The following is a 26,748-nucleotide window of genomic DNA, read 5'->3' as shown; positions in this document are numbered from 1 at the left end:
GCCTGCCCTTCCATACGCCGCGGTTCGCGGCACGCGTGCTTTACCTCGCGTGCTAGCCACGCGCGTTGCGCGCGCGGGCAATCTCAACTGCCCTTGTAGAGACTCTGCAGACCGGGCTGCGTAGCCGCGCCGGATGGCGTATTGCCGGCGTTGCGCGACGCGCCGCGTGACGCGGACGGCGAAGGCGCTTTCGCGCCACTGCCAGGAAGCGGCGCTTCGCGCATCTTCTGGCCCGGCGGTGGCGCCATCGGACGCTGGCGAATCTGCGCAAACAGCTGATCGCAAGGCAGCGGCTTGTTGTTGCTCGGCGCGATGAGCGGGATCAGTGCCGCAAACGGGTTGATGAGCCCGAGCCCCACCATGGCGCCGCCGCGCAGTGCGAGCGCAGCGGCATCCACACCCACGTGCGGATTCTTGAAGGTGCCCTTCACGTAGAGCGGCGAGCGCAGCGAGAACACCCGAAAGCCCTTCGTATGCGGGTGCACTTTCATGTCCATCGATTCGTCACGCAGATCGATGGGGCCATCGATGTCAATCACGGCGTCGTCGGTATCGAGCGCGAACACGCGCGGATCGAGCACGCCGTTGGTCGCGACGAAATCGGCCGCCGCGCAGTTGATGTTCACGTCGCGATTGCCGAACAGCTTTTCGTAGACCACGTTCGCGACGTTCAGGCCCGCCGCTTCCATCAGCAGGCGGCTGACCGTACCCTGCGTGACCAGCGCCTTCACTTCGCCATTGGACGAGGCAGCGAGCGCCGCCGGCGAATTGCCCGTAGCGGAAAGCGAGGCGTCGCCGTTGACCTCGCCGAGCGCCGACTGCATCGACTTGAAGTTCGGGAACAGTTGCTTGAGCTTCAGGTGGCGCGCGGCAACCGTGCCGCGTGCCTTGAGCGGCGTGCCGCTGCCGTCGAGCGAAAGCTGCGTGGCAAAGGTGCCGCCCGCCACGCCGAACTGCAGCGGCTCGAAGGCGAGCACGCCGTTGGTCAGGCTCACGTGCGTATAGAGGTCCTGGATCGGCAGGCTGCCCTGCTTGACGATGCGCTTGCCGGTGAACTTCACGTCGGCGTCGATGGAGCTCCAGCGGTCGGTCTTGAACGGCTCTACAGGGATCACGCGGTCCGCCGGCTGCGTGACGGTGTCGCCGCGCCTGGCCTTGCTCGCCTTGCTATCCGCGCCGATGATCGGCGCCAGATCGGAGAACTGCAGCAGGTTCGAGACGAGCTCGCCGGAGAGCAGCGGCCGGGGCTGGCGCTGCTCGTACACGAGCGTGCCGTTCAGGTCGCTGCCGCCCACGCGGCCCGTGAAATTCTCGTAGCGGAACACGCTCGCGCCGCGACGAAACTGGCCGACAAAGCGCCCATCGGTTGCATAAGGCGGCGTTTCGGGCAACGTCACGCCGGTCAGCTTGTAGAGATGGGCCATGCTCTGGCCTTGCAGCCAGAGGCGCAGATCGACGGCGGCGAGATGCGTGGGGTCCGTGAGCGTGCCGACTAGCGCGATATGCATGTCGCCGGCGCGCACGTCGGCCTGGATCGGGAATGGCCGGCTGGCATCCTGCAGTGCGAGCACGCCGCCGAACTTGCCGTCGCCCGAGAGCGGCGTCTTGTTATACGTGCCCTTGATCGTCCAGCCGATGGCATAGAACGGCTCATTCGGCTTGCCGGCGGATGGCGCGCTCGCCGCGCTTGTTGCGCTCGCGGCACTGGCCGCACTCGCGCCGCTCGTGGCCAGCTTCGCACCGGCACTCTGAGAGGCTGCAGCGCCGCTTGCGGCTGGCGCACTGGAAGCCGCAGCCATCGCCCCGGACGCGCTGCCGGCACCGCTCGCCGCACTGGCCGCACTGGCCGCACTGGCCGCACTCGCCGCAGCCGCCTCCGACGCCTGCTGCTTCTGCGCCTGCTGCGCGAGCCGGTTCGCCCCCGCGCGCCCGATCACCTGTGCCGAGCCCTGGCGCGACGCCGCCTCCTGCTGCTCCATCACCTTGCCGATCGGTATCCCGTGGCCGAGCAGGCTCACGGCGATTTTCACGTCGGTTTTCGTCTGCTGATCGTCCACGGCGATGTTGCCATCGGAGAACGTGATGTCGTGCAGATCGAGCTTCCACGTGGAAGGGCCGCCAGACGAAGCCAGCTTGAAGGTCCAGTTATTGCGCCCATCCGCAAGCCGCTCGATATCGATGGCCGGATTCATGAGATTGATCGCCGGAATCACGATGTCGTGCGCGATGAGCGGCAGCACGGCCACTTCGAAATCGACCTCGTCGATCGTGGCGAAGTGCGGCGTCTTCGTCCAGTCGGGATTCGCCACTTCGATCTGCGTGGCCGAAAAACGCGGCCAGGGCACCCAGGCGCGCCAGCCCGTTTCGCTCGGCGCTCTGCGCCAGCCCACCTTAAGGTCGCCGACGATGGCGAACGGCCGCCCGATGGCTTCCGTCACCTTTTCGTTGACATAGGGTCTGGCGCGATTCCAGTCGAAGGTGTAAATGAAGACGCCAAGCGCAGCGACGAGCACGACGACAACCGCCACCAGCCATGCGAAGATCTTGGCGAGCGGGCGGCCGAAGCCATGGGCCTTGGGTTGCGGTGACGTCATGCGCACTCCATGTTATGCATTGTTGTTTCGCCAACGATAGTGCAGCAGCCTGCGTGCCCGGTTGCGTCCACGATGCACTGCATCACGTCGCGCGCCCTGCCGCGGCCTACTTAGTTTGCCTTTCTCCGATGACTCATCAGAACGATTTGAGCCGCTCCCGCGTTGACGCGACAGCCATCGCGCCGCTCATCGAAGCCCAACGCATCACGCGCCGCGACGCCCAGCGCGGCCAGGTCTTGCTGCACCCCACCGACTTCGCGCTGCACGCGGGTCAGCGCGTCGTGCTCACGGGGCCGTCCGGCTCGGGCAAGAGCGTGTTCCTGCGCGCGCTCGCGCTGCTCGATCCGCTCGACGGCGGCGTGCTGCACTGGCACGGCCACGCGATCGCCCATGCGCAGATTCCGCGCTACCGGCGCCACATCGCCTATCTCCGGCAGCGGCCCGCGCTCATCGACGGCACCGTGGAAGACAACCTGCGCTACCCTTATTCGCTCGCGGTCTACCGCGACGCTGCCTTCGACGCCGCGCGCGCACAGGCGCTCTTCGACGCGGCGGGCCGAGGGCCCGGTTTCCTCGCGCGCGCCACCGACGAGCTCTCCGGCGGCGAAGCGCAGATCGTCGCGCTCGTGCGCGTGCTGCAGCTCGATCCGGAAGCGCTGCTGCTCGACGAGCCCACGGCCTCGCTCGATCCCGAATCGGCGCGCGCGGTCGAGACGCTGATCGCGCAATGGTTCGAGCACGAGCGCGCGGCGCGCGCCACCGTTTGGGTCTCGCACGATCCGGCGCAGGCGCAACGCGTGGGCGAGCGCCACATCACGATGCGCGCGGGCGTGCTCGAGGCGCCCGCCTCCGCGCAAGCCGACATGGGAGCGCTGCGATGAGCCCCGGCGTGCTGCAGAACCTCGGCATCGGCGACGTCGCCATCGCGGCGCTGCTGGTGTTCGTCAACGGCGCCGTATCGGTGCTGCTCAAGCTCGACCTCGAGCGCAAGCTCGCCTGGGCCGCCGTGCGCACCGTCGTGCAGCTGCTCGCGATTGGCTACGTGCTCGGCTGGGTGTTCGCGTTCAACCGCTGGTACGCGGTGCTGCCGCTGATGGCGCTGATGACGCTCATCGCCGGCATTGCGGGCTCGCAGCGCGGCGCACGCACCTACGCGGGCCAGCGCGTGGACAGCATCGTGTCGATCTGGATCAGCGCGTGGCTCGTCGCGGCGGTGGGCCTGTTCGTCGTGATCCGCATTCGGCCGTGGTACGAGCCGCAATACGCGATACCGATCCTCGGCATGATTCTCGGCAATACGCTCACGGGCGTCTCGCTCGGCGTCGAGCGCATGATGCAGGAACTCACGGCGCGGCGCGATCGCGTGGAGAGCGCCCTCGCGCTCGGCGCCACGCGCTGGGAGGCGGCCCAGGCGTGCGCGCGCGAAGCCGTGCGCGCGGGCATGATCCCGACGCTCAACCAGATGGCCGTGGTGGGTGTGGTGAGCCTGCCCGGCATGATGACGGGCCAGGTGCTGGCCGGACAGTCGCCGCTGCAGGCGGTGCGCTATCAAATCGTGATCATGTTCCTGATCGCGGCATCGTCGGCGCTCGGCACCGTGGGCGCCGTGGTGCTCAGCTACCGGCGGCTCTTTTCGATCGAGCATTGCTTTCTGGCCGCGCGGCTCGTCGAGCGGGACGCGCGCAACAAGGCGCGCGCCTGATCTGACCGGCGTGCCCAGGATGTCCAGCGTACTTGACCCATGGGCGGTGCTAGCAGCGCGCACGCCGCCCATGTCTTCAAGCCAGCCGTCGTAACGCGCGCGAGCCCCGCGGCTCGCGAAGCACCGCCCGCGCGTAGCGCTCGCCGGCTAGCGTTGCGCCGAAATGCTCAACTGCGTGCCATCGCTGAGCTTGAGCGTCTTGGCGGTGCCGTTGGTCGGCATCGAGAAGTGCAGCACCTCGCTATGCGCGACCACCTCGGGGCACTGCGCGCCGGCCGCCGACTTGCCGGTACGCGGCGCCTGGGCCCGGAAGCTCACCTGCACGTTCGCCGTACCGTCCTTGGCGACGATAGGCGCGAGCCGCACCTGGGTCTGACGCACCATCGCGCCGTTCGCGTCGAGCGGCAGCGAACCGTAGTCCGGACAGCTTTGCGCGGTCGGCACCGCGCCGCCTGGCGGCGTGGTGCGCCAGGTGAAGTCGTCGGTGTCACCCGAGCGCAGCGTGCGGGTTTCCTGAGAGTCGCCGTAGAGCTTCGACGTGACCTTCACCGTGTAACGGATTGGGCCATCGGTCGGGGTCTTCGATGTCACGTTGATGGGCGTCGAGGCAAGCGCGGGCAGCGCGATCGCGCAAGACAGGGCAACGGCGACATGAACGAGCGCCGCGCGAGTGCGGCGGGGGCGGCTGGAGCTGCTGCAAGGCATGCGTCACCTCCTGGCGGGAGCTGCCGCGGCCGCGAAAGACGCGGTGCGGGCAGCGCGTGGCTGATCTTCTACTGTCAGTCTAGCGCGCCGCGCGAAGGCTTGCGCCGGACGATGACGTCGGCCCGACCAGGTTTTATCCGGCTTGCCACGCCGCGCGTTTTGTTAGCAATGCGCAACGTGTCTCCGGGCACACCCTCGCAGCCGCGGCGCAACGCATCGCCCCGCGCGCGCCGAAGCCTGCGCCTACGCGCCGCCCTCCTCCAGCCTCAGCGTCAGCTCGCTGCTGATCGACTGGCGCACGCGCGCATAGCGCGCCCACGGGTCCGAGCGCTTGACGTGCGCCAATCGAGCGTCGATATTCGCGAGCGTCCATTGCGCGCCGCCCGTCGTATCGGCGAGCTCGTCCCACGCGATCGGCACCGAGATCCCCATGCCGGGCCGCGCGCGCACGCCATAGGCGACTGCCGTACTGGCGCCGCGCACGTTGCGCAGATAATCGACGAAGATCTTTTTCTTGCGATGCTCGGGGCCCATGGTTGCCGTGAACTGCGTGGGCCAGCCCGAAGCGAGGCGCTGCGCCACCGCGCGCGCGAACGCCTTGGCGTCGTCCCAGCTCGCGCCGGGCACGAGCGGCACGACGATATGCAGCCCCTTGCCGCCGCTCGTCTTGCAGAACGACTCGAGGCCGAGCTCGCCGAGCATCGTGCGCGTGAGCTGCGCCGCCTCGATCATGCGGTCCCAGCCAAGCACGGGATCGGGATCGAGATCGAACACGACGCGGTCGGGCACTTCGATGTCGGCGACGACAGCATTCCAGGTGTGCAGCTCGATCGTGTCCATCTGCACGACGTGCACGAGCGCTTCGCGCGTGTCGATGGTGATGAGCGGCAGATGCCCGGGATCGAGACCTTCGTGTTGCGTGACCTCGGGAATCGGCGAACGCGCGCTGTGGCGCTGAAAGAAGACCTCGCCGTCAACGCCGTGCGGTGCGCGCACGAGCGAAACGGGACGATCGCGCAGCTGCGGCAGCAGCCAGGGCGCGGCGCGCGCGTAATAGCGCACGAGATCGAGCTTGCGGGTGCCGCTAGCCACATCGATGACGCGGCGCGCGCTGGTGATGCGTATGCCATCGACTTCGCCGATGGTGCCGTGGCGGCCCGAAGAGGCCCGTTGAGATTTAGGCGCCCGGGGAGTTGCGGCGCGCGGCGCGCGCTGTGCGGACGCGCTGGGCGCAGTTTGCGCCGCGGTGTCCACTGCCTCGGCCCGCGCGCCGGTCGGTGTTCGGGCGGTGCCCGTCTGGGCTTTGAGAGCGTCCTGCATACCGGTTCCCCTTGCGCCCATCGAGCGCTTGCGACGCATCGCGCGACGCGAGTCGCGACACGTACGGTTGACGGCACGCGGCGGCCTCCCCCCGGCGGGCGCCGCACGAGCTTTCATTGTGCCTAAAAAGACGGCTTTCGTCTCCGTAAGCTTTGAAGCGGGCCGCGAGCCCATCTCGAAACGGTACAATTCGCCTTTCGCCGCGTGCATCGGCCGGAATGCCGGTCTTTGCACCCTTTTTCTCGACACCCGTCCGATCCTCCGCCGTTTCCGGGGCGCCATCCCGGGAGCCTCAGCGCCGCTCACGTCATGAATCTCGTCATCCAGAGTCCTGCTCCGCTGCAAGCCGTCCACCACAAGCCGCTGCTCGCGCTCGCGCGTGGCAGCCGCCTCGTGCCGATCGACACGCACGCGATCCGCATCGAAGACGCCGCGCCGGCGCAACACGCCGACCTCGAGGTCTATTGCGGAACGCATCAGCTCGACTACGCGTTCATCGAACCGGGCCGCACGCTCGCGAGCTTTGGGCTGGTCGCCATGGACATGGACTCGACGCTGATCACGATCGAATGCATCGATGAAATCGCCGACTTCTGCGGCCTGAAGGCCGAAGTCGCCGCGATTACCGAGGCATCGATGCGCGGCGAGATCAAGGACTTCAACGAAAGCCTCACGCGCCGCGTCGCGCTGCTCAAGGGCCTCGACGCGAGCGCACTCGAGCGCGTCTACGAAGAGCGCCTGCAGCTCTCGCCCGGCGCCGAGAAGATGCTGGCCGGCGCGAAGGCCGCGGGCCTGAAAACGCTGCTCGTTTCGGGCGGTTTCACGTTCTTCACCGAGCGGCTGAAGGCGCGCCTCGGACTCGACTTCACGCGCGCGAACACGCTCGAAATCGTGGACGGCAAGCTGACCGGCCGCGTCGTGGGCGAGATCGTCAATGCGGATGTGAAGGCGCGCACGCTCGTCGAGACCTGCGCGCAAATCGGTATCGAGCCGCGCCGCGCGATTGCCATGGGCGACGGCTCGAATGATCTGAAGATGATGGCCGAGGCGGGTCTTTCGGTGGCGTTCCGCGCGAAGCCCGTGGTGCGCGAGGCGGCCAGCGTCGCGTTCAACTTCGTGGGGCTCGACGGCTTGCTGCGGCTCTTCTGAGCCGCCTGATTCAGAGCCGCCTGAGAAACGTGCCACACCAGCGGCACGCATGACACCGAAAAGACAACGGCCGCGCCTGTCGCCAACGACAGACGCGGCCGTTTTATTCTTGGGGGCCGTGCTGCAATGTGCCGCCTTCCAGCGTCGCGAGTGCGCGCTCGAGGTCGGCGCGCAGATCGGCTTCGTCCTCGAGGCCGATGTAGAAGCGCACCAGCGTGCCGCGATGCGGCCAGCTCCCTGCCGTGCGCATCGACGCGATGTCGTACGGCATCACGAGGCTATGCGCCCCTCCCCAACTCCAGCCGAGCGCGAAGAGCTCGAGCGATTCGCAGAACGTGTCGATCTGCGCGGGGCTGTAGCGTTCGTCGAACACCACCGAGAAAAGCCCGCCTGCACCGGTGAAATCGCGCTTGTAGTACTCGTGGCCAGGACAATCGGCGAAGGCCGGATGCAGCATCGCGGCGATTTCGCCACGCGTCTTCAGCCAGGTCGCGAGCGCGAGCGCCGTGCGATCGTGCATCTGGAAGCGCGCCGTCATGCTCGGCAGCGCGCGCAGGACGAGCGAGCAGTCGTCCGACGAGACGCCGATGCCAAGCCGCATGCGCGCGGCCTTGAGCTTCAGGTGCAGCTCACGGTCCTGGGTGATCGTCGCGCCCATGAGGACATCGCTGCCGCCCGACTGATATTTGGTGAGCGCCTGCACCGAGATGTCGATGCCGTGCTCGAACGGCTTGAACGCGAGACCCGCCGACCAGGTGTTGTCGATCGCCGTGACGACGTTGCGCGCGCGCGCCGCGGCGGTGATCGCGCGCACGTCGGGCACCTCCATCGTCACCGAGCCCGGCGCTTCCAGCCAGATCAGCTTCGTCTCGGGGCGGATCAGCTCCGCGATGCCCGCGCCGATCATCGGATCGTAGTAGCGCGTGGTCAGGCCGAAATCGCGCGCGAGCCAGTCGCCATGATCGCGGTTCGGCGAATAGACGTTATCGGGAATCAGCACGTCGTCGCCGGCCCTCAGGAGACCGAAATACACGTTCGAGATGGCCGAGAGGCCCGACGGCTGCAAGAGCGCATACTCACCGCCCTCGATGGCGGCGAGACGCTGCGTGAGCATCGCGGACGTGGGCGTGGCGTGCAATCCATAACGCCATTGCGAGTCGTTGCGCCAGTCGAGCGAGCGCACCGTCTTGAGGTCGGGGAACACGACGGTCGAGGCGCGCGTGACGGGCGCGGCAAACGATTCGAAGCCGGGCGTGATCTCTTCTTCGGGATGAACAATGCGCGTCTGCAGCGCGCGGCTGGATTCGGTTTTCTTCATGGCGGAAGGCAAGCGGTATAAACGCTGAGGGTTAGGAGGCGCGGGGCGCCTGAGCGACGCCGAAGACGACGCGCTACAGGAGCCGCGGCACGCGCCACATGCGCAAGATTAACACCTGCGCCAGGACGGCTCGCCGTAGCGGCTCAACGCGTGCGGTCTTGTGCTGGTGACGCGCATTGTCGCTGCCGCGCCGTCGGTCGCGCGCGTTACTCGCCGGTCACGAGATTGCCGACGCCGCCCACGGCATGACCGCCTTGTGCGGCAGGCGTGGCCGTGCCGGCAGCGTGCGCAGCGCTCACCGCAGGCGACGAGGCCCCCGCCGCAAGCGGCTTCAGATCAAACGGCTGCGGATTCGAGTCGTCGACCTCCATGCGATCCCCCGAGAGCGCGCCGTCGGCTGCGAACGTCCCGACCCAGTTACCCGTGATGTGCGTGCCGTCGTTCGACTCCTCCGCCTCGAGCGTCGAGCCGGTGCGATCGCCGGCGATCAGGATCACCTCGCCGGTATCGGTGAACTGATATTCGCCGTGCACGCCCGACTTGTCTTCGGGATCGTCGGTCTTGGCGCCGAGCCGCATCACGATCGGCCGCTTGCCAAGTGTGCCCACGTATTGCGGGAGCCCGGCGAATTCCGGATTCGGCTTGAGCGACGAATGCACGGGCGCAGGCGCACCCGATGCATTCGCAGCGCCGGTCACCGTATTGCCGCCTACGGCACAGGCTGCAAGCGGCAACGCAATCGCCGCCGCCGCGAGCCACGCGAGGCCGCTGCGCGCGACGCCCGAGACTTTCGATGTCGAAACTTGCATTGGGCTCATTCCTTCGCGGCGAGCATGCGCTCGACCTCTTCCCGATGCGGAATCGGCGCGACGGCGCCATAGCCTTGCGTCGAAAGCGCCGCAGCCGCGTTCGCATAATGCGCCGCCGCGAACGGATCGTCGCCGGCCACGATGCGCGCGATGAACGCACCGCCAAAGCAGTCGCCGGCGCCGGTGGCGTCGACGGCCGTCACGACGCGGCCCGGCACGAGGCGGCGCTCGTGCGGCGTCGCCACGTAAGCGCCCTCCTTGCCGAGCTTGAGCGCAACGACGCGCGGCCCGAGCGAGAGCAGATGGTCGACAATCGCGTCACGATCGTCGAGACCGGTCAGCACCGCGACGTCGTCCCAGCTGGGCAGGCAGATGTCGGTGGCGCGCAGCACCTCGGTCATGACCGCGCGGGCGCGGGCGAGCGGCCAGAGCTTCAGGCGCAGGTTCGTATCGAAACTCACCTGCACGCCATTCGCGCGCGCATGCTCGATCGCCGCGAACGCCGCGTCGCAGGCGGCTTCGCCGATCGCGACGCTGATGCCCGATAGATGCAGGACGCGCGCCGCAGCCAGCGTGGCGAGCGGCAGATCGGCGCTCGCGTAGCGGCTTGCCGCCGAGCCCTTGCGCAGATAATCGAAGGCGTGGCCGTTGGGGCCGTGCGAGACGAAGTACACGCCGGTCGGCGCGCTGGCGTCGACGCGCACCGTCGAGGTATCGACGCCTTCACGCGTCCACAGGTCGAGCAGCAGACGCCCGAACTGATCGTCGCCCACCGCCGAGACGAAGCCCGTGCGCGCCCCCTGGCGCGCCGCCGCGATGGCGAAATTCGAGGTGTCGCCGCCGAAGCCCTGCAGGTAGGCAGGCTTGTCCTTCTCGGCCTGATTGAATTCGATCATGGCCTCGCCATAGGCGAGGATGGCGGGCGTCGCTGCCGTCGCTTGTGTCATGCCGATCAGACCTCGCCCCAGAGATCGTGGCCGTCGGCGCCAGTGATCTTCACCGAAACGAAGTCGCCAACCTTGTAGCGCTTCGAGGCCTTGGTCGCGGGCGCGACATAGACCACGCCGTCGATCTCGGGCGCATCCGCCGCCGTGCGGCCGATGCCGCCGTCGGGGTTGATCTCGTCGATCAGCACCTTGAGCGTCTTGCCGACCTTGCGCTGGATGCGCTTGGCCGACACTTCTTCGGCCACTTCCATGAAGCGCGCGCGGCGCTCTTCACGCACTTCATCGGGCAGCGCGCCGTCGAGCTCGTTGGCGCTCGCGCCTTCGACCGGCGAGTAGGCGAAGCAGCCCACGCGGTCGAGCTCGGCTTCGCGGATGAAGTCGAGCAGCGTCTCGAACTGCTCTTCGGTCTCGCCGGGGAAGCCGGCGATGAAGGTGCTGCGGATCGTGAGGTCCGGGCACATCTCGCGCCACGCCTTGACGCGCTCCATCACCTTCTCCGCGTTCGCGGGACGCTTCATGCGCTTGAGCACCTCCGGGTGCGCGTGCTGGAACGGCACGTCGAGGTACGGCAGCACGTGGCCCTTGAACGGGCCCTGCGCCATGAGCGGAATGACCTCGTCCACGCTCGGGTACGGGTACACGTAGTGCAGACGCACCCACGCGCCGTACTGCGCGGCCAGCTCGCCAAGCGCCGCGACCAGGTCGGTCATGCGCGTCTTGATGGGCTTGCCGTTCCAGAAGCCGGTGCGGTACTTCACGTCGACGCCATAGGCGCTCGTGTCCTGCGAAATGACGAGCAGCTCCTTCACGCCCGACTTGAAGAGGTTTTCCGCTTCGAGCATGACTTCGGCAACCGGACGCGAGACGAGATCGCCGCGCATCGACGGAATGATGCAGAAGGTGCAGCGGTGATTGCAGCCTTCGGAGATCTTGAGATACGCGTAGTGGCGCGGCGTCAGCTTCACGCCCGCCGCCGGCACGAGGTCGACGAACGGATCATGCGGCTTGGGCAGATGGCTGTGCACCGCCTGCATGACTTCGCCCACGGCGTGCGGGCCCGTCACGGCGAGCACCTTCGGATGCACTTCCTCGATGAGATTCGAGCCGCTCGCACTGGCCTTCGCGCCAAGGCACCCGGTGACGATCACCTTGCCGTTTTCGTTGAGCGCCTCGCCGATGGCGTCGAGGCTCTCCTGCACGGCTTCGTCGATGAAACCACAGGTATTGACCACGACCAGATCGGCACCCTCATACGACCCCGAAATCTCGTAGCCCTCGGCGCGCAGCTGGGTAAGGATCTGCTCGGAGTCGACAAGGGCCTTCGGGCAGCCGAGGGAAACCATCCCGACGCGCGGAGCAGGATTGCGGGGGGTCGTTGATTCAACAGGGTTTTTCACGTGTACGTCCGGATGTGGGGCGCAGGGCAAAGAATGCGCCGTGCGAGATCAAGCCAATCCGCCATTTTACCCGTTCGGCGTATCGAACGGCACGCCATGGCTGGCTAGCATCGAGTGGAGTCAGGGTCGGAAGAAGAATGGACTTCGGTCAACCTTCTTCGATTCATTCTCCAACAAAAATACGGCATTGCCGTATAATCTATCTCGACGCGCTCCATGCTCACGATCATCGAAACCGAGACGTTCCAGCGCTATGCGGCCGAAGTCTGGCGCGATTCCGAACGCGAGGCGTTCATCACATGGCTTGCCGACAACCCGCTTGCCGGCGATGTCATCCCGGGCACGGGCGGTTTGCGCAAAGTGCGCTGGAGACGCTTCGGCTTCGGCAAACGGGGCGGCACGCGCGTCATCTACTACAACGTCCTGCGAGACGGCTGCATCTGGCTGCTGATCGTCTACACGAAGGCGAAATTCGACAACCTGCCGGCGGCCTTTCTCAACCGGCTGCGCGAAGAGGTGGAACGTGGATAAGGAATTGGAACAGTTTCAGGCGGACCTGCTGAAGTCGGTCCGTGAAATGAAGAGCGGGCGCGCGGCGCGCACCACGCGGGTCGAGCCCACCGCCGCCGCGCTCGCGCGCGCCAAGGTCGGGCTCTCGCAGAGTGCCTTTGCGGCACTGCTTGGCGTGTCCACGCGCACGCTGCAGGACTGGGAACAGGGGCGCCGGCAGCCAACCGGCGCCGCGCAGACCCTGCTGCGCGTCGCCGAGCTCCATCCGGAAGCGCTGCGCGATCTGAAGACCGCCTGAGCGCTGTCTGGGCTCCACCGGAGCCCAGACTTACTTCTTCTCTTCCTCGTCGGTGCCGCTTTCGTTCGTGCCTTGTGCGGGTGCAACCGGCGACGCGGGCGTCGCCGGCTTGAACGGGAAGCTGCTGAACATGTTCTTGGCCTGGTTCTGCATCTGCTCCTGCATCTGCACGAACATGTTCTTCGACTGCTCGATGTAGCTGGTCATCATGCCCTGCATCATCGGCGCCTGCATGTTCATGAACTGCGACCAGACTTCGGGGTTCATCGCGTTGCCTTCGTAAAGGTTCTTCGATTGATCCGCGAGCTTGTTCTGAATGTCGATGAACGCCTGGATGTTCTTTTCCAGGTAGGTGCCCATCATGCCCTGCATCGCATGGCCGTAGAAACGGATGATCTGCGACAGCATCGACGACGAGAACATCGGCAGGCCGCCGCTCTCCTCTTCCAGGATGATCTGCAGCAGGATGCTGCGCGTCAGATCCTCGTTGCTCTTTGCATCGATGACCTTGAATTCCTCCTGATCGAGCACGAGTTGCTTCACGTCCGTCAACGTGATGTAGGTGCTCGTCTCCGTGTCGTAGAGCCGACGGTTCGGATATTTTTTGATCAGTCGTTCGGCGGTTTTCTTTGTAGTCGTCATGTGTCGCCCTTGTAAGCGCCAACGCGCGACGGCCGTTGCCATCGCGCGCTGTCTTCGATCCCGGAAGCGGTGCCTGCCCCGGCGTGCAAACAAGCCCGCCGCCGCCGTCGATCCCTGCACTGCCGCGCGCCCCTGTAATGGTCGCGGCGCGCGGGATCAGCCCATGTGCAACCCGCCGTTCAGCGAGAAGTCAGCACCGGTTGAGAAGCCCGACTCATCCGAGGCGAGCCACGCGACGATCGAGGCGATTTCCTCGGGTGCGCCCAGGCGGCGCACCGGAATGGTCGCGACGATCTTCTCCAGCACGTCGGGACGAATCGACTTCACCATGTCCGTGCCGATGTAGCCCGGCGAAACGGTGTTAACGGTCACGCCCTTGGTGGCCACTTCCTGCGCGAGCGCCATCGTGAAGCCGTGAATCCCGGCCTTGGCCGTCGAGTAGTTCGTTTGGCCGAACTGGCCCTTCTGGCCGTTCACCGACGAAATATTGATGACGCGGCCAAAGCCACGCTCGACCATGCCGTCGATCACCTGCTTCGTGACGTTGAAGAGGCTCGTCAGGTTGGTGTCGATCACGGCGGTCCAGTCTTCGCGCGTCATCTTGCGGAACACCACGTCGCGCGTGATGCCCGCGTTGTTGACGAGCACGTCGATCTCGCCGACTTCGGCCTTGACCTTGTCGAACGCCTGCTTGGTCGAATCCCAGTCGCCAACGTTGCCTTCCGAGGCGACGAAGTCGAAGCCCAGTGCTTTCTGGTCTTCGAGCCATTTGACACGGCGCGGCGAGTTCGGGCCGCAGCCAGCAACCACCTTGAAGCCCTGCTTCTCGAGGCGCTGGCAGATTCCCGTTCCGATGCCGCCCATACCGCCCGTTACATACGCAATGCGTTGTGACATAAACCACACTCCATTATCGTTTTCCGGAGCGCCGACCGACGGCCCCGGCCTCACCTCTGCCTGTTGCTCTCGTTACAGCGTCAAGCGCGATGCGCCGCCTGAACACGCGGCGCATCGGGTCGGATCAGGTCGAGTGGCTTCGTTTGCCCGCGCGCGCGCGGACCGCGTACGATCCGCCGTCTGAGCGAGCATCCGGCGCTCAGTCTCTAACTACTCAGGCGCGCTCCACCGCAAGCGCCACGCCCATGCCGCCGCCGATGCACAGCGAGGCGAGACCGCGCTTCGCGTCGCGGCGCTGCATCTCGTGCAGCAGCGTCACCAGAATGCGGCAGCCCGATGCGCCAATCGGGTGACCGATTGCAATCGCGCCGCCGTTCACGTTGATCTTCGACGTGTCCCAGCCCATCTGCTTGTTCACGGCCAGCGCCTGCGCCGCGAACGCCTCGTTGATCTCCATGAGATCGAGGTCGCTCGTCGACCAGCCCGCGCGCTCGAGACAGCGCTTCGACGCCGGCACCGGGCCCATGCCCATCACCTTCGGGTCCACGCCGCCGGCCGCGTAGGCCTTGATGCGCGCGAGCGGCGTGAGGCCCAGCGCCTCGGCCTTCTTCGCCGACATCACCACCACGGCCGCCGCGCCGTCGTTCAGGCCCGAGGCGTTCGCCGCCGTCACCGTGCCTTCCTTCGAGAACGCCGGCTTCAGGCCCGCGAGCGACTCCGCCGTCACGCCATGGCGCACGAATTCGTCGGTGTTGAAGAGGAGCGGCTCACCCTTGCGCTGCGGAATCGCCACCGGCACGATTTCCGCGTCGAAGCGGCCCGCCTTCTGCGCGGCTTCCGCCTTGTTCTGCGAAAGCGCCGCAAACGCGTCCTGCTCTTCGCGCGTGATGCCGTATTCCTTCGCCACGTTCTCCGCTGTCACGCCCATGTGGTACTGGTTATAGACGTCCCACAGGCCGTCGACGATCATGCTGTCGATGAGCTTCGCATCGCCCATGCGGAAGCCGTCGCGCGAGCCCGGCAGCACATGCGGCGCCGCGCTCATGTTCTCCTGGCCGCCGGCCACGACGATATCCGAGTCGCCCGCAATGATCGCGTTGGCCGCGAGCATCACGGCCTTCAGGCCCGAGCCGCAGACCTTGTTGATCGTCATCGCGGGCACGGCCGTGGGCAGCCCCGCCTTGATCGACGCCTGGCGCGCAACGTTCTGGCCCGAACCCGCGGTCAGCACCTGCCCCATGATCACGTCGCTCACCTGCTCGGGCTTCACGCCCGCACGCTCCAGCGCAGCCTTGATGACCAGCGCGCCCAGATCGGGCGCCGCAATCTTCGCAAGCGTTCCGCCGAATTTGCCGACCGCGGTACGCGCAGCCGAAACGATCACGATATCTGTCATTTTCAGTTCCTCCGGGCAGCGGGAAGTTGCGAGACTCCCCTTCCCGTCACGTTAAAAACCCTTCACTACGCATCGCCACGCCATCCGCGGCGTGCGCTTCAAACCGATTCGATCCACTTCACTCGCGCTGCTGCACGTAGCGCCCTGGCGCGGGTTCGATCTCGGGAAACTCCGCCGAGCCCGCCTGCGCGCGCGGCTTCACCTTCTTGCCGCCGAACTGGTCGAGCCACTCGGCCCAGGTCGGCCACCAGCTGCCCGGCTTTTCCGCGGCTCCGGCGAACCAGTCGTCGGCCTCCTCGGGCAGATGCTTCGCATCGGCTTCGACACTCCAGTAGCTGCGCTTGTTCTTCGAAGCCGGATTGATCACGCCGGCGATATGCCCCGACGCGCCCAGCACGAACTTGAGCGGCCCCGAGAGCAGCGGCACCGAGGCATAGGCGGTGCGCCACGGCACGATGTGGTCCTCGCGCGAGCCGTAGATGAAGGTGGGCACGTCGATGCGCGAGAGGTCGACTTCCTCGCCGCACACGGTGAGCGCGCCCGGCTCGCGCAGCTTGTTCTCGAGATAGGTATTGCGCAGATACCATGCATACATCGGGCCCGGCAGGCTCGTCGAGTCGCTGTTCCAGTAGAGCAGATCGAACGCCGCGGGCGTGCGGCCCTTGAGGTAATTGTCGACGACGTAGTTCCAGACCAGATCGTTCGGGCGCAGGAACGAGAACGTGTTCGCGAACTCGACGCCGCGCATCAGGCCCGGCGTCCCACCGTTCTTGCCGCCGATGGTCTGCTCGCGCATCTGCACGTGGGCCTCGTCGACGAACACGTCAAGCACGCCCGTGTCGGAAAAGTCGAGCATGGCCGTGAGGAGCGTCATCGACGAAGCGGGATGCTCGCCGCGCGCGGCCGCGACGGCCAGCGCCGTAGCGAGCAGCGTGCCGCCCACGCAGAAGCCGAGCGTGTTGATCTGCTCGCGCTCACTGATGCTGCGCACCGTCTCGATGGCGGTCAGCACGCCTTCCTCGACGTAGTCGTCCCAGCCCTTATGGGCAATCGACGCGTCGCCGTTGTGCCAGGAGACGAGGAACACCTGCTGCCCTTGCTCCAGCGCGTACGCGACGAGCGAATTCTCGGGCTGCAGGTCGAGGATGTAGTACTTGTTGATGCACGGCGGCACGATCAGCAGCGGCCGCTCGCGCACGGTTGCCGTGGTCGGCTTGTACTGGATGAGCTGGAACAGCGCGTTCTCGAACACCACCGAGCCTTCGGTGGTCGCGAGGTTGTGGCCCACCACGAAGCGCGACTCGTCGGTTTGCGAGATCTTGCCGCGCGACATGTCGCCGAGCAGATTCATCACGCCCTGGCGCAGGCTTTCGCCATGGCTCTCCAGCAACGCGTGCTGCGCCTCGGGATTGAGGGCCAGGAAATTGCTGGGCGACGCAGCCGCCGTCCATTGCTGGACCGCAAAGCGGATGCGCTCGCGCGTTTTCGCATCGGTCTCGATGGCGTCGACCATTTCGTGCAGATAACGCGCGTTGAGCAGGTACCACGCCGCCGTGAACGCATAGGCCGGCGTGGCCTTCCATGCGTCCGCGCTGAAGCGGCGGTCCTTGAGCTCGGGTGCCTTGGGCGAAGCGACGGACGCCTCGCGCAACAGATCGAGTGCCTCGCGCGAATAATCGGCTTGCAGGTGCTGCAGCCGCGCGGGCTCGATCGAGGCCGCAGGAAGCTTGAACGCCTCCAATGCGCCGAAGGCCGAGCTCATCGCGGCGGGATTCATCGCCGCACTGAACGCTGCCTGAGCGGGATTGGACGCAGCGTTGGCGGCACCGTTTGCCGCGCCGGGCCAGAACGCGCCGGGTTGCCCCGCCGCCTGGCCCCAAGGTTGCACGCCCGATTGTTGCGCGGCGTTCATGGCGTTGCGCCATGCCTGAGTCCATGTATCGAGCATCTGTTGCATGCCAGCGGCGTCCGGTGTGAATTTCGGAACGAAAGACTGTGCACCGTCGGTTGAAGCGCCCGCGCCCGGGGTTGTCGAGGAACGTTGAGATGCCGTCATGCCTGCTTTTGACCGATGTGTCCCGAAGGACTGGTTGAGAGGCAGGTGGTCCGCACGCGGCGCACTCTACTGGCGTGTGCCTTGTCGCGTCCTGTCCCGTGGGTGAGGGACATTCTTGCTCCCCACGGCAAAGCGTGTCAATGCTTGTGCCCGATTTTGCCGCACTGCGATATTTTTTTTATTATCGTTTTCCCGATGTAAGCCATTCTTAAATTGGCCGACACAATGTGCGGCGCATGACAGCTTTAGAAAAAGTGCCATGCCCGCAGGTGCTTGCAGTGCAATGCGCAAATCGCCCATTCGATTCGCGCTGCGCGAAACGCCGCGCTTCGCGCCGACGTTGCAGCGCAGCAAAAACGCGGCGCACCGCGCCGTCAAATCAGCGTTTGCAGTGCCAAAACGGCGCGAGCGGAAATCTCAGGGCGCGAGCCAGATCAGCGCGGCCATGCGCCCCGTCACGCGTTCGCGGCGATACGAGTAGAAGCGTTCGCGATCCGTGAACGTGCACAGTTCCCCGCCGCTCACATGCCTCACGCCAATTTCGGCAAGACGCAGGCGCGCAAGCTGGCCGAGGTCGGCGAGATATTTGCCCGGCGCTTCGGGGCGCGGCACGAACGCGGCAGCCGTGTCGGCGAGCCGCGCGTCGCGTTGCGCGCCGCCGGCCATCTGCGCGTGATCCATGAACGCGTCTCGCACGTCATCACCCACTTCGAACGCCTGCGGGCCGATCGCCGGCCCGAGGTACGCGTGCAACTCGCTCGCGGCGCAGCCCGCCAGTTCGGCCACGCGCTGCGCGGTTTTCTCGATGACACCGGCAGCGAGGCCGCGCCATCCCGCGTGCGCGGCGCCAACGGCCCGGCCGGCGCCGTCGCAGAGCAGCACGGGCATGCAGTCGGCGACCATCACCGTGCAGGCGATGCCGGGCTGGTCCGTCACGCTCGCGTCGGCTTCGAGCAGCGTGCCCGCGCGCGCGGCCTCGAGCGCGACGGCCGCGTCCACTACCACCGGCCCGTGGACCTGCTTCAGCCACGCAGCGGGCACGCCCGCATGGGCGAGCAAGCGCGCCCGATTGGCCTCGACGTGCTCGAGATCGTCGCCGGACGACCGGCCGAGGTTCAAGCCGCATGGCAGCTCCACGCCGCCGTCGTGCGCCGGGTGCGCCGCCTTCGCCTGCCAGCGGCCGAATGGCGGCGCGCTCACGCCGCCATTGCGCGTCGTCACGATCGCGCGCACGCGCGGCGACACAGTCCAGTCCGGGTGCAGCAAATCGGTGGAAGTCAGTTCGGGGCAGGTCGTCATGCGCGCGGGTCCTCTTCGCCTTCGTCCTCGTCGTCTTCTTCGTCGTAGTCGTCTTCGTCGCTGCCGATGACGTAGCCCTCGTCCGAGTACGCGCTATCGAAGACCTCGTCGTCGAAGCCGTGCTCATCCTCTTCTTCGCGGCCGAAGCCGAGCGCGGCGATGAGCGCATCCATGTCGTCGGGAACCTCGGCGCGCCACTGCATCGCGCGGCCCGTGACCGGATGGATCAGGCCGAGGCGCCAGGCATGCAGCGCCTGACGCGAGAAGCCGTCGGGCAGCGCCGCAACCGAGCGCTTGCCGCGCGCGTGCCCGTAGACGGGGTCGCCGAGCAGCGGATGGCCGATGGCCGCGCAATGAACGCGAATCTGGTGCGTGCGCCCCGTCTCCAGGTCGCAATGAATCGCGCTCACGGGCTGGTTATGCCAAAGCGTCTTGTCGACGCGCCGGAAATGGGTGCGCGCGGGCTTGCCCGAGGCGCCCTTCACGACCGCCATGCGCGTGCGCTCACGCGGGTCGCGGCCGATGGGCGCGTCGATCGTGCCGTCATCGGGCACGTTGCCCCAGACGAGCGCGAGATAGCGCCGCTTCACCGTGCGCGCCTGCAACTGGCGCACGAGATCGGTCTGCGCCTCGAGCGTGCGCGCGACCACCATCAGCCCGGAGGTCTCCTTGTCGAGCCGGTGCACGATGCCGGCGCGCGGCAGGCCCGCGGCCGCCTCGCCGTAGCGATGCAGCAGCCCGTTCAGGATCGTGCCGCTCCAGTTGCCGGCGGCCGGATGCACGACGAGCCCGGCAGGCTTGTTGATGACGACGATGGCGTCGTCTTCGTAGATGACGTCGAGTGGCACCGGTTCGGGCGTGAACGCGAGCTGCTCGGGCAGCAGGTCGGGCACGAGCTCGATCACGGCGCCAAGCGGCACCGGCTGGCGCACCTTGGCGGGCTTGCCGTCGACATGCACGCGCTGCGCCTCGATCCAGCCTTGCAGGCGGTTACGCGAAAATTCGGGAAAGACTTTGGCGAGCACCTTGTCGAGACGCTCGCCGGCCAGCTCGTCGGGCACCTCGGCGCGACGGGCTTCCTGCTCTTGCTGGGCGCGGCGCGTGCGCGGCGCAGCGGCGCTCGCCTCGCCAATGAGGTCGTCATCGAGCGCATCACTGGCGGCTGCGTCATCGGGCACTTCGCCCAGGCTATAATCGCTGATGCTGTTTTGGGCGCCGGGAGCGCCGGCCCCCGGAATAACTGAACGGGTCATTGAGTCTGGGTCACCTGTGGACCTGTAGCTGGACTGGATAAATGCGAGCCTTGAACACGATTACGAAACTGGCCCAAATTGCAGTGGCCCGAAACGCAATGCGCGCGGCACAAGCGCTGACACTCGGCAAGATTGGCAACATTATTCGCATTGCCGCTTGCGGCGCCGCACTTGCGGCGGTTGCGGCCTGCCACGGCCTGCCGGAAAAGACCGACGAAACGGCAACGTGGAACAACAACAAATTATATACGGAGGCCCAGGACGCGCTCTCCGGCGGCGACTGGGGCAAGTGCGCGAAATACTTCGAGCAGCTCGAAGGCCGCGACCCGTTCGGCCACTTTGCCCAGCAGGCGCAGATCAACGTCGCCTACTGCAACTGGAAGGATAACGAGAATGACGCCGCCGACACGGCGATCAACCGCTTCATCCAGCTGCACCCGGATCATCCGGACATCGCCTACGCGTATTACCTGAAGGGCATGATCCACTTCAACGACGACCTCGGTCTGTTCGGCCGCTTCTCGGGCCAGGACATGAGCGAGCGCGATCCGAAGTCGCTGCGCGAGTCGTATGACGCGTTCAAGGTCGTCGTGGACAAGTATCCGCAAAGCAAGTACGCGCCCGACGCAGCGCAGCGCATGCGCTATATCGTGAACGCGCTTGCCTCGCACGAAGTGCACGCCGCCGACTACTACTACCGTCGCGGCGCCTATGTGGCCGCGATCAACCGCGCGCAACTGGCAATTCAGGACTACAAGAGCGCACCGGCGATCGAAGACGCCCTGCACATCATGATTCTGTCGTATCAGAAGCTGAATCAGCCGCAGATGGCCGACGATACCCGCCGCGTGCTCGCCGCCACCTTCCCGGACAGCCCGTACATCACGGGCCACGCACGCCCCGGCAAGGAGAACAAGTCGTGGTGGCAGATCTGGTGATCGCCGCTTCGGCCCGTTAAAGAAAAACGCCACGGATCTCCGTGGCGTTTTTTTTACCGCCGTCGGGCATCCGGCGGCGAGCGGAACCGCGGCGCGCGCGAGGCGCGCCGCCTTCGCTCAGTCGCGCTCGAACAGCGCGATCGACTCCACGTGCGAGGTGTGCGGGAACATGTTGACCACGCCCGCGCCCTTGAGCCGGTAGCCGGCTTCGTTCACGAGCACGCCCGCGTCGCGGGCGAGCGTCGCCGGGCTGCACGACACATAGACGATGCGTTTGGGCAACGGACCGTCCCCGCTCTTGGCTATCTCGGCCAGCGCCTGCGACACCGCGAGCGCGCCCTCGCGCGGCGGATCGACGAGGAACTTGTCGAAGTGGCCGAGCGCGCGGATGTCGTCGGCGGTGACTTCGAACAGGTTGCGGCACGCAAACGACGTATGGCTGTCCACGCCGTTGGCACGCGCGTTTTCGAGCGCACGCGCCGTCAGCGTGTCGCTGCCCTCGATGCCCACCACCTCGCGCGCGAGCCGCGCGAGCGGCAGCGTGAAGTTGCCGATGCCGCAGAACAGGTCGAGCACGCGGTCGCCCGGCTCGGGCGCGAGCAGGCGCAGCGCGCGGCCCACGAGCACGCGGTTGATCTGATGATTGACCTGAGTGAAATCCGTCGGCTTGAACGGCATGCGGATATTGAACTCGGGCAGCGTGTAGTCGAGCGCCTTGTCGAGCGGATAGAACGGGAACACCGTGTCCGGGCCCTTCGGCTGCAGCCAGAACTGCACGTTGTGCTCATCGGCAAAGGCGCGCAGCAAGTCTTCGTCGGCGGCGGTGAGCGGCTCGAGAATGCGCAACACGAGCGCCGTGACGCTCGCCCCGACGGCGAGCTCGATCTGCGGCATGCGCTCGCAAATCGACAGCGCCTCGACCAGCCGGCGCAGCGGCACGAGCATGGCCGACACCTCGGGCGGCAGGACCTCGCAGCTCGTCATGTCGGCGACATAGCTGCTCTTGCGCTCGTGGAAGCCCACCAGCACGCCACCCTTCTTCGGCACATTGCGCACGGTCAGACGCGCACGATAGCGATAGCCCCACGACGGCCCGTGGATCGGCCGGAACATCGTTTCGGCACGCACCTTCGAGAGATGCATGAGGTTGTCTTCGAGCACGCGCTGCTTGACGGCGATCTGGGCGCGCACGTCCAGATGCTGCATCGAGCAGCCGCCACAGGTGCCGAAAAACGCGCACTGTGGCCGCGTGCGGATTGCGGCCTCGCGCAGCACGTTCACGACCTGGGCCTGCTCGAAGCTCGGCTTCTTGCGGTAGCTCAAATAAGTGACGCGCTCGCCCGGCAGCGCGCCCTCGACGAAGATCACTTTGCCGGGCTCGCCCGTTTCGGTGACGGTGCGGCCGACGCCCCGCGCCTCCATGTCGAGGGACTCGATTTCCAGAATCGGGGCATGAGCAACCGAGGCTTCCATGGCGGCGCGCTTCTCGGCGCGGCGCTCGCGCTTGCTGAGCTTCTTCGCGGGCGCGGGCGTAGCCGCAGCGGCGGCGGATGCGGCGTGGACGGTTTCGGTTTGAGGGTCGGGGGCAGCTTGGGACACCAGCGGGTTCCTGACAGACAGTGGGGTGAATTTTTCAGGCGAAGGCGAGATTGTAGTCGATTCGGCGTCGGCTCCCCTACGTGTGCCGTGGTGCGGGCCACTACGCAGGCGCTCGTGCGCGTCGCGGCGCAGGCGAATCGAATCGGCGGGATGCGCGCCCGGCACTTTCAAACTCGTCCGATATTCGACGCGAGCCCCCGTCCGTACGATGGTTTCAGCGACGTGCCATATGAGGCCCGCGCCCGAGACCCGACATCATGGACACGCTCATCTCCGCTTACGGTTTTGCGATCTCTCTCGCCATGCTTTGCGCGGCGGTTCTTTTGCTCGCGCCCTTGCTGGAAGCGCTGCCGCGCCGCGCCGCCGCGCAACGCGACGCGTACCTCGTTGCCGCAGCCATGCTGGGCAGCCCTGTGCTGATGATCGGCCTGCTCTACCTCGCCGTGCGCTTTTTCTTCGATTGACCGGCACGCCCGCACGGCATCCGGTCCACCATGCGTCGCGCTGCGAACGCAGCGGACGCTCCGGATTGCCAGGCACGCGGATTTGGGACGAGTCCGATAGGAAGCTTCGCGCCGAGGACGTACAGATAGCGCACCCATCATGATCTTCAGATTCGACATGAACAAACTGCTTTACGCGACGCTTGTCGCAGCCGCCCTCGGCGTGAGCGCCTGCTCGTCGCCGACGCCCGAGCCGGACGTGACGATTTCCTCCGTCACCCGAGGCATGACGCAAAACGACGTCATGAAACGCATCGGCCCACCCGACCGCGTGCTGGGTGAAAACGGCAACGAATGCTTCCAGTATGCGCTCGGAAAATATGGCGACGTGCCTTTCGCCGTGTATTTCAGGCAGCGCGCCGTCGCGGCGACCACGCGCGCGAAATGCGACCTCGCGGTGGTGCGCGCCGCGGCCGGGCCGGCCCTGACCTATCATTCATCCGACTACGCGGTCATGCGTCGATAACCCGCTCGCGGCCCGCACTTGCGGTGCCACTCCGGAGTCCGGCGCCATCGCCGCCCAATATTGCGTGAGCCGGAGCACGTCATGAGACTCGTCAGCTGGAACGTGCAGTGGGGGCGCGACGCCTCGGGTGTCGTGGACCTCGCGCGCACCGTACGCGAAGCACGCCGCCTCGCCGACTTCGACGTCCTGTGCCTGCAGGAGGTCACCCGGGGCTTTCGCGCACTGCCGGGCGGCCCCGGCGACGATCAGTTCGCCGAGCTGGCCGCGCTGCTGCCCGGCTTCACGGTGATCGAGGGGATCGGGGCCGATCTGGGTGCCGATGTGTGCGCCGATCAGGCCGCTCCAGGCGCTCCGGCCGCTGCGCCGGGCAGGCCGGCCATGGGACGCGCGCCGCGCCGCCAGTTCGGCAATGCCATCGCCACACGTCTGCCCGTTGCCCAGGTGTTCCGTCATCTGCTGCCCTGGCCCGCCGATCCTGCAGCGCCGTCGATGCAGCGCGTTGCGCTCGAAGCGGTGCTCGACGTGTCCGGCGCGACGCCGTCGGGTGGTGCATTGCGCGTGCTCGTGACGCATCTGGAGTTCTATTCCGAGCGTCAGCGGCTCGCCCAAGTCGATGCGCTGCGGCAACTGCAACAGGAAGCCGCCGACCACGCGGTGCACCCGGCCCCTGCAGAAAATGCCGAAGGACCATTCGCACGAACGGCGCGGCCGGTGAGCGCAATCGCCTGCGGAGATTTCAACAGCGCGTTCGGCAGCGCGGCTTACACGCGGATGCTCGAGCCGCTCGCCGGTAGTCCCCCGTTCATCGATGCCTGGACGGCGCTGCATCCCGGCGCGACGCCGCCGCCCACGGCAGGTGTCTACGATACGGAGCAATGGTCCGACGGGCCGCTTGCCTGCGACTTCGTGTTCGTGACTGAGGACTTGCGCGGCCGGCTCAAGCGCTGCGAGATCGACGGCGCCACCCAGGCCTCCGATCATCAGCCGATCGTGCTGGAGCTGGACTGAGGCCACGCGTGCGCAGGCGCGCATGCAGCCGCCGCACCGCCCGCACGCTCAATTGCCGAACGCTTCCAGATATTCCTTCCAGTGCGACGCCGGCTCGGCCGCGAGCGACTGCTTCACGAACTCGATCTCATCGTCGTATTCGCGTTCGGTGAAGCCGCCGCGCATCTTCTGGAAGCGGCAATAGAGCAGATACGTGTTGACCACGTCGGTTTCGCAGTAGTTGCGGATTTCCTCGATGCGGCCCTGCTGGAACGCCGTCCACACGTGCCCGCCATCCATCCCGAGCTTGCCTGGAAAGCCGCACAGCTTCGCGAGCGCGTCGAGCGGCGCGTTGGCGCGCGCCTGATACATCGCGAGCAAATCCATCAGGTCGGTGTGGCGCGAGTGGTAGCGGCTGATGTAGTTGTTCCACTTGAAGTCGCGGTCCTCTTCGCCCATCTCCCAGTAGCGCACGGCACGAATGCCATGCACCAGCGCCCGATAGTGCAGCACCGGCAGGTCGAAGCCGCCGCCGTTCCACGAGACCAGCTGCGGCGTGTACTTCTCGATGGTGCGGTAGAACGAGTCGATCAGCTTCGCTTCGCCGTCCTCGGGCGTGCCGAGCGAACGCACGCGAAAACCCTGGCCATCGCGGAACACGCAGGAAATCGCGGCCACGCGCTGCAGGTGATGCGGCAGGAAATCGCTGCCGGTTTTCTCGCGGCGCGCAGCGAACGCGTGCTCGGCCACTTCGGCGTCGGTCAGCGAGGCGGGCAGATCTTCGAGACGGCGAATGCCGTCGACATCGGGAATCGTCTCGATGTCGAATACGAGTACAGGAACTGTCATTCAGGTGAACTGCAAAGAAGAGCAGCGAGGTTTTAGAGAACGGCGTCCTTGCGCACGCCGTTCGAAGCGAAAAAGCGCTTGAGGCGCACCAGCGCTTCCTGCTGGATCTGCCGCACGCGCTCGCGGGTGAGGCCCATCTCGTCGGCCAGCTCTTCGAGCGTGGCGGGCTCGATATGGTTCAACCCGAAGCGCCGTTCGATGACATGGCGATGCTTGTCCGAAAGCCGGCCGAGCCACGCGCGCGTGAGCGTCTCGAGCTCGCGGTGCTGCACTTCGGCATCGGGCGACTGGCTCTGGTCGTCCGACAGGAGATCGAGCAGGCTGCTCGCCGGATCGAGGTCGAGCGGCGCGTCGAGCGACGCGGTGTGCTCGTTGAGCGCGAGGATGTCGGTGACCTCCTCGGTCGTCTTGCCGGTGAGGTAGGCGATATCGTCGATACTCGCGTCGCGCCGGTCGGAGGCCGAGTCGGCATTGAGCGAATTCTTCTCCAGATGGCGCTTGGCGCGCAGCACCTGGTTGAGCTCGCGGATCACGTGCACCGGCAGGCGCACCGTGCGCGCCTGGTTCATGATCGCGCGCTCGATGCTCTGGCGGATCCACCAGGTGGCATAGGTCGAAAAGCGGAAACCGCGCGTGGGATCGAACTTCTCGATCGCATGCATCAGGCCGAGGTTGCCTTCTTCGATCAGGTCGAGCAGCGGCACGCCACGGTTCAGATAGCCCTTCGCAATGCTGACGACGAGCCGCAGATTGCGCTCGATCATGACTTGCCGCGCCTCGAACTCGCCGGCCTTGGCGAGCCGCGAATAGCGCTGCTCCTCCTCGACCGTGAGCAGCGGCTTCACGCTGATCCGGTTCAGATAATGCTGGATGGTGTCGGCCGTGAGCTCGGCCTGCAAGATCGCGCGGAAGTCGTCCGCGTCGGACGGCGCTTCCGCGGTTTCTTCGGTTTCGCGGCCGCCCTCTTCGGACGCGGACTCGCGCTCGTCGAACTCGCGTGTGTTCTCGAGTTCTTCGTCGTCGCCCTGCCGAGCGCCGTCCTCCACCGAAACCTGGGCGGCTTGACTGTCAGACTCGGACTGCTGCAGACGGCGCTTCGATTTCGGCATGGTCG

Annotated in this window: 25 protein-coding genes; 9 read left to right on the top strand and 16 right to left on the bottom strand. The window is 66.5% G+C overall.

The genetic code is table 11. The features are described from left to right. Nucleotides 1-83: 83 nt before the first annotated feature. A complete protein-coding gene (locus E1956_RS10205) occupies nucleotides 84-2,594 on the bottom strand; it encodes an AsmA family protein (RefSeq protein ID WP_134748546.1) in 2,511 nt (836 codons plus the stop codon). 128 nt (nucleotides 2,595-2,722) lie between these two features. On the opposite strand from E1956_RS10205, the gene E1956_RS10200 reads away from it, so the two are divergent. Both E1956_RS10200 and E1956_RS10195 read left to right on the top strand, forming a co-directional pair. Beyond that, a complete protein-coding gene (locus tag E1956_RS10200; protein WP_134748545.1) occupies nucleotides 2,723-3,475 on the top strand; it encodes an ABC transporter ATP-binding protein in 753 nt (250 codons plus the stop codon). Beyond that, nucleotides 3,472-4,296: an ABC transporter permease gene (locus tag E1956_RS10195; RefSeq protein ID WP_134748543.1), complete on the top strand. Its 825-nt coding sequence runs from the start codon at nucleotides 3,472-3,474 to the stop codon at nucleotides 4,294-4,296. Before E1956_RS10200 ends, E1956_RS10195 begins: the two co-directional genes overlap by 4 nt. A gap of 147 nt (nucleotides 4,297-4,443) precedes the next feature. Here E1956_RS10195 and E1956_RS10190 read toward each other — a convergent pair whose 3' ends face one another. Beyond that, nucleotides 4,444-5,001 carry a DUF6013 family protein gene (locus tag E1956_RS10190; protein ID WP_232071088.1) on the bottom strand — a complete coding sequence of 186 codons (558 nt, stop codon included), beginning with the start codon at nucleotides 4,999-5,001 and terminating at the stop codon, nucleotides 4,444-4,446. A gap of 243 nt (nucleotides 5,002-5,244) precedes the next feature. Next, complete coding sequence (ligD, locus tag E1956_RS10185; RefSeq protein ID WP_418789215.1) at nucleotides 5,245-6,321, bottom strand: non-homologous end-joining DNA ligase; 1,077 nt, start codon at nucleotides 6,319-6,321, stop codon at nucleotides 5,245-5,247. Between the two features lie 309 nt (nucleotides 6,322-6,630). On the opposite strand from ligD, the gene serB reads away from it, so the two are divergent. Further along, nucleotides 6,631-7,470 (top strand): phosphoserine phosphatase SerB, encoded by an 840-nt coding sequence (gene serB / locus E1956_RS10180; protein ID WP_134748539.1) that lies wholly within the window; start codon nucleotides 6,631-6,633, stop codon nucleotides 7,468-7,470. 103 nt (nucleotides 7,471-7,573) lie between these two features. Here serB and E1956_RS10175 read toward each other — a convergent pair whose 3' ends face one another. From E1956_RS10175 to rimO, 4 genes are all read right to left on the bottom strand, one after another. Further along, nucleotides 7,574-8,788 carry a cystathionine beta-lyase gene (locus E1956_RS10175; RefSeq protein ID WP_134748537.1) on the bottom strand — a complete coding sequence of 405 codons (1,215 nt, stop codon included), beginning with the start codon at nucleotides 8,786-8,788 and terminating at the stop codon, nucleotides 7,574-7,576. Between the two features lie 206 nt (nucleotides 8,789-8,994). Beyond that, complete coding sequence (locus tag E1956_RS10170) at nucleotides 8,995-9,597, bottom strand: hypothetical protein (RefSeq protein ID WP_134748535.1); 603 nt, start codon at nucleotides 9,595-9,597, stop codon at nucleotides 8,995-8,997. A 5-nt stretch (nucleotides 9,598-9,602) separates the two neighbouring features. Then, nucleotides 9,603-10,544, bottom strand: a complete 942-nt coding sequence (locus E1956_RS10165; protein WP_134748533.1) for a sugar kinase — start codon at nucleotides 10,542-10,544, stop codon at nucleotides 9,603-9,605. 5 nt (nucleotides 10,545-10,549) lie between these two features. Beyond that, nucleotides 10,550-11,887 (bottom strand): 30S ribosomal protein S12 methylthiotransferase RimO, encoded by a 1,338-nt coding sequence (gene rimO / locus E1956_RS10160; protein WP_197732783.1) that lies wholly within the window; start codon nucleotides 11,885-11,887, stop codon nucleotides 10,550-10,552. A gap of 270 nt (nucleotides 11,888-12,157) precedes the next feature. Between rimO and E1956_RS10155 the strand changes: the two genes are divergently transcribed. Both E1956_RS10155 and E1956_RS10150 read left to right on the top strand, forming a co-directional pair. Continuing rightward, entirely contained in the window at nucleotides 12,158-12,472 is a 315-nt protein-coding gene (locus E1956_RS10155; RefSeq protein WP_028216451.1) for a hypothetical protein, read from the top strand. After that, entirely contained in the window at nucleotides 12,465-12,749 is a 285-nt protein-coding gene (locus tag E1956_RS10150) for a helix-turn-helix domain-containing protein (RefSeq protein WP_028216452.1), read from the top strand. The genes E1956_RS10155 and E1956_RS10150 overlap by 8 nt, the downstream gene beginning before the upstream one ends. A gap of 30 nt (nucleotides 12,750-12,779) precedes the next feature. Here E1956_RS10150 and phaR read toward each other — a convergent pair whose 3' ends face one another. The 6 genes from phaR to E1956_RS10120 form a co-directional block, all read right to left on the bottom strand. Beyond that, nucleotides 12,780-13,391, bottom strand: a complete 612-nt coding sequence (phaR, locus tag E1956_RS10145; protein WP_232071086.1) for a polyhydroxyalkanoate synthesis repressor PhaR — start codon at nucleotides 13,389-13,391, stop codon at nucleotides 12,780-12,782. A gap of 156 nt (nucleotides 13,392-13,547) precedes the next feature. Then, nucleotides 13,548-14,288, bottom strand: a complete 741-nt coding sequence (locus E1956_RS10140; RefSeq protein ID WP_134748529.1) for a 3-ketoacyl-ACP reductase — start codon at nucleotides 14,286-14,288, stop codon at nucleotides 13,548-13,550. Nucleotides 14,289-14,502: 214 nt separating this feature from the next. Further along, the gene (locus E1956_RS10135) at nucleotides 14,503-15,684 is read right to left on the bottom strand and encodes an acetyl-CoA C-acetyltransferase (RefSeq protein WP_134748527.1); all 1,182 of its coding nucleotides are present in this window, start codon (nucleotides 15,682-15,684) and stop codon (nucleotides 14,503-14,505) included. 118 nt (nucleotides 15,685-15,802) lie between these two features. Next, nucleotides 15,803-17,740, bottom strand: coding sequence for a class I poly(R)-hydroxyalkanoic acid synthase (gene phaC, locus E1956_RS10130; RefSeq protein WP_197732782.1), 1,938 nt, complete (start codon nucleotides 17,738-17,740; stop codon nucleotides 15,803-15,805). 417 nt (nucleotides 17,741-18,157) lie between these two features. After that, a complete protein-coding gene (gene pgeF, locus E1956_RS10125; RefSeq protein WP_134748523.1) occupies nucleotides 18,158-19,039 on the bottom strand; it encodes a peptidoglycan editing factor PgeF in 882 nt (293 codons plus the stop codon). Beyond that, nucleotides 19,036-20,292, bottom strand: coding sequence for an RluA family pseudouridine synthase (locus E1956_RS10120; protein ID WP_134748521.1), 1,257 nt, complete (start codon nucleotides 20,290-20,292; stop codon nucleotides 19,036-19,038). The genes pgeF and E1956_RS10120 overlap by 4 nt, the downstream gene beginning before the upstream one ends. Before the next feature lie 98 nt (nucleotides 20,293-20,390). Between E1956_RS10120 and E1956_RS10115 the strand changes: the two genes are divergently transcribed. Then, nucleotides 20,391-21,230: an outer membrane protein assembly factor BamD gene (locus E1956_RS10115; RefSeq protein ID WP_335929915.1), complete on the top strand. Its 840-nt coding sequence runs from the start codon at nucleotides 20,391-20,393 to the stop codon at nucleotides 21,228-21,230. Nucleotides 21,231-21,347: 117 nt separating this feature from the next. On the opposite strand, the gene rlmD is transcribed toward E1956_RS10115, so the two are convergent. Then, nucleotides 21,348-22,703: a 23S rRNA (uracil(1939)-C(5))-methyltransferase RlmD gene (rlmD, locus tag E1956_RS10110; RefSeq protein ID WP_134750502.1), complete on the bottom strand. Its 1,356-nt coding sequence runs from the start codon at nucleotides 22,701-22,703 to the stop codon at nucleotides 21,348-21,350. Nucleotides 22,704-23,086: 383 nt separating this feature from the next. On the opposite strand from rlmD, the gene E1956_RS10105 reads away from it, so the two are divergent. The 3 genes from E1956_RS10105 to E1956_RS10095 all read left to right on the top strand — a co-directional run bounded on the left by E1956_RS10105 (nucleotide 23,087) and on the right by E1956_RS10095 (nucleotide 24,806). Next, entirely contained in the window at nucleotides 23,087-23,293 is a 207-nt protein-coding gene (locus E1956_RS10105; RefSeq protein WP_134748517.1) for a hypothetical protein, read from the top strand. A 157-nt stretch (nucleotides 23,294-23,450) separates the two neighbouring features. After that, a complete protein-coding gene (locus E1956_RS10100; RefSeq protein ID WP_134748515.1) occupies nucleotides 23,451-23,798 on the top strand; it encodes a hypothetical protein in 348 nt (115 codons plus the stop codon). 81 nt (nucleotides 23,799-23,879) lie between these two features. Further along, nucleotides 23,880-24,806 (top strand): endonuclease/exonuclease/phosphatase family protein, encoded by a 927-nt coding sequence (locus E1956_RS10095; protein WP_134748513.1) that lies wholly within the window; start codon nucleotides 23,880-23,882, stop codon nucleotides 24,804-24,806. A gap of 48 nt (nucleotides 24,807-24,854) precedes the next feature. Here E1956_RS10095 and E1956_RS10090 read toward each other — a convergent pair whose 3' ends face one another. Together E1956_RS10090 and rpoS are read right to left on the bottom strand one after the other, a co-directional pair. Then, a complete protein-coding gene (locus E1956_RS10090; protein ID WP_134748511.1) occupies nucleotides 24,855-25,634 on the bottom strand; it encodes a 3'-5' exonuclease in 780 nt (259 codons plus the stop codon). Between the two features lie 32 nt (nucleotides 25,635-25,666). Next, nucleotides 25,667-26,743 (bottom strand): RNA polymerase sigma factor RpoS, encoded by a 1,077-nt coding sequence (gene rpoS / locus E1956_RS10085; RefSeq protein WP_134748509.1) that lies wholly within the window; start codon nucleotides 26,741-26,743, stop codon nucleotides 25,667-25,669. Nucleotides 26,744-26,748 lie beyond the last annotated feature (5 nt).

This window comes from Paraburkholderia pallida, from assembly GCF_004524855.1.
Taxonomy (GTDB): domain Bacteria; phylum Pseudomonadota; class Gammaproteobacteria; order Burkholderiales; family Burkholderiaceae; genus Paraburkholderia; species Paraburkholderia oxyphila.
This window is presented reverse-complemented; position numbering and strand designations above follow the sequence as displayed.

What these genes read in the sequence shown, in the direction of transcription:
- E1956_RS10205 (WP_134748546.1), bottom strand. Translation starts at nt 2,594, where the DNA reads ATGACGTCACCGCAACCCAAGGCCCATGGCTTCGGCCGCCCGCTCGCC.
- rimO (WP_197732783.1), bottom strand. Translation starts at nt 11,887, where the DNA reads ATGGTTTCCCTCGGCTGCCCGAAGGCCCTTGTCGACTCCGAGCAGATC.
- E1956_RS10175 (WP_134748537.1), bottom strand. Translation starts at nt 8,788, where the DNA reads ATGAAGAAAACCGAATCCAGCCGCGCGCTGCAGACGCGCATTGTTCAT.
- E1956_RS10190 (WP_232071088.1), bottom strand. Translation starts at nt 5,001, where the DNA reads ATGCCTTGCAGCAGCTCCAGCCGCCCCCGCCGCACTCGCGCGGCGCTC.
- E1956_RS10140 (WP_134748529.1), bottom strand. Translation starts at nt 14,288, where the DNA reads ATGTCACAACGCATTGCGTATGTAACGGGCGGTATGGGCGGCATCGGA.
- E1956_RS10170 (WP_134748535.1), bottom strand. Translation starts at nt 9,597, where the DNA reads ATGCAAGTTTCGACATCGAAAGTCTCGGGCGTCGCGCGCAGCGGCCTC.
- rlmD (WP_134750502.1), bottom strand. Translation starts at nt 22,703, where the DNA reads ATGGAAGCCTCGGTTGCTCATGCCCCGATTCTGGAAATCGAGTCCCTC.
- rpoS (WP_134748509.1), bottom strand. Translation starts at nt 26,743, where the DNA reads ATGCCGAAATCGAAGCGCCGTCTGCAGCAGTCCGAGTCTGACAGTCAA.
- E1956_RS10090 (WP_134748511.1), bottom strand. Translation starts at nt 25,634, where the DNA reads ATGACAGTTCCTGTACTCGTATTCGACATCGAGACGATTCCCGATGTC.
- E1956_RS10115 (WP_335929915.1), top strand. Translation starts at nt 20,391, where the DNA reads ATGCGCGCGGCACAAGCGCTGACACTCGGCAAGATTGGCAACATTATT.
- pgeF (WP_134748523.1), bottom strand. Translation starts at nt 19,039, where the DNA reads ATGACGACCTGCCCCGAACTGACTTCCACCGATTTGCTGCACCCGGAC.
- E1956_RS10195 (WP_134748543.1), top strand. Translation starts at nt 3,472, where the DNA reads ATGAGCCCCGGCGTGCTGCAGAACCTCGGCATCGGCGACGTCGCCATC.
- phaC (WP_197732782.1), bottom strand. Translation starts at nt 17,740, where the DNA reads ATGACGGCATCTCAACGTTCCTCGACAACCCCGGGCGCGGGCGCTTCA.
- serB (WP_134748539.1), top strand. Translation starts at nt 6,631, where the DNA reads ATGAATCTCGTCATCCAGAGTCCTGCTCCGCTGCAAGCCGTCCACCAC.
- phaR (WP_232071086.1), bottom strand. Translation starts at nt 13,391, where the DNA reads ATGACGACTACAAAGAAAACCGCCGAACGACTGATCAAAAAATATCCG.
- E1956_RS10155 (WP_028216451.1), top strand. Translation starts at nt 12,158, where the DNA reads ATGCTCACGATCATCGAAACCGAGACGTTCCAGCGCTATGCGGCCGAA.
- E1956_RS10095 (WP_134748513.1), top strand. Translation starts at nt 23,880, where the DNA reads ATGAGACTCGTCAGCTGGAACGTGCAGTGGGGGCGCGACGCCTCGGGT.
- E1956_RS10120 (WP_134748521.1), bottom strand. Translation starts at nt 20,292, where the DNA reads ATGACCCGTTCAGTTATTCCGGGGGCCGGCGCTCCCGGCGCCCAAAAC.
- E1956_RS10200 (WP_134748545.1), top strand. Translation starts at nt 2,723, where the DNA reads ATGACTCATCAGAACGATTTGAGCCGCTCCCGCGTTGACGCGACAGCC.
- E1956_RS10165 (WP_134748533.1), bottom strand. Translation starts at nt 10,544, where the DNA reads ATGACACAAGCGACGGCAGCGACGCCCGCCATCCTCGCCTATGGCGAG.
- E1956_RS10100 (WP_134748515.1), top strand. Translation starts at nt 23,451, where the DNA reads ATGAACAAACTGCTTTACGCGACGCTTGTCGCAGCCGCCCTCGGCGTG.
- ligD (WP_418789215.1), bottom strand. Translation starts at nt 6,321, where the DNA reads ATGCAGGACGCTCTCAAAGCCCAGACGGGCACCGCCCGAACACCGACC.
- E1956_RS10135 (WP_134748527.1), bottom strand. Translation starts at nt 15,684, where the DNA reads ATGACAGATATCGTGATCGTTTCGGCTGCGCGTACCGCGGTCGGCAAA.
- E1956_RS10105 (WP_134748517.1), top strand. Translation starts at nt 23,087, where the DNA reads ATGGACACGCTCATCTCCGCTTACGGTTTTGCGATCTCTCTCGCCATG.